This window comes from Ruegeria sp. AL12, assembly GCF_056540885.1.
Map to the genome: position 1 here is coordinate 1 of NZ_JBQFXN010000075.1, position 879 is coordinate 879.

General features: G+C 62.7%; 2 protein-coding genes. One reads left to right on the top strand and one right to left on the bottom strand.

Annotated elements, in window-relative coordinates; all coding sequences use genetic code 11:
• Positions 1 to 212 (bottom strand): hypothetical protein (locus ACR0C6_RS21435; protein WP_480621130.1); only part of this gene is annotated, 212 nt, incomplete at its 3' end.
• A 236-nt stretch (positions 213 to 448) separates the two neighbouring features.
• Here ACR0C6_RS21435 and ACR0C6_RS21440 point away from each other — a divergent pair.
• Positions 449 to 879 (top strand): ImuA family protein (locus ACR0C6_RS21440; RefSeq protein ID WP_480621132.1); only part of this gene is annotated, 431 nt, incomplete at its 3' end.

Consider the following 879-nt stretch of genomic DNA (forward strand, 5'->3'; position numbering starts at 1 on the left):
GCCTGAATGGCCGCGTCGTGATCGTCGAAATAGCTGAGAACGTCATCGCCTTTCTGCCCCACGGGCGTGCCGCCATGGTCAAGCATCACTTCCCTGAGCCGGTCGATCTCAAGCTGGATCAACCGCTGCGCCTGGTCATCGCCCATGGCCTGGTAGAGCGGGGTGCTTTCCGAAATATCCGCGATAATCGTTGTGGCGAGTTGGGTGTCCACTGTGTTTCCCGAATTTTTTGAATGAAGTGTATCTATTTTAAACTGTCTGTACACACACTTAACGATTTCTGTCGGGGCCTGAAGGCCCGGTTTCTACCAATGATAATGTTGATCAAGGTTAACTATCGTCGGGCGCTATGCAACCGCCAATATGCTGAAACGGTCTGCGGGGTCTCAACCGGTCATCGGGCAATCCATCGATTGAGGACAAAAGTGGAACATGTTAGGCTGCCTGCATGTCGACTCACCTTCTTGGCCGCAAACCCGCGCGCGATGTGCCCGCGCTTTGTCCGCACCCCGCCGTCGCCCTGCCGCTGGCCCGGGTGCATGAGGCCTGTGGCCCGGCGCGGCGCAGCTTTGCGCTGTGGCTGGCGGGCCGGGCGCAGGGGCCGGTCCTGTGGATTTCACCCGCGTGGGAGGCCGATCAGCTGAACCCGGACGGGGTGATGGCCTTTGCCGACCCGGCGCGGTTTCTCTTCATCCGCCCCAAACGGGCCGAGGATCTGCTGTGGTGCATGGAAGAGGCGCTGCGCAGCGGTGCGATGCCGCTGATCGTCGCCGATCTGCCCGGTGCGCCGGGGCTGACGCCGGTGCGGCGGATGCATCTGGCCGCCGAACAGGGCGGTGCGCTGGGGCAGGCGCCGCTGGGGCTGCTGCTGACCCCCGG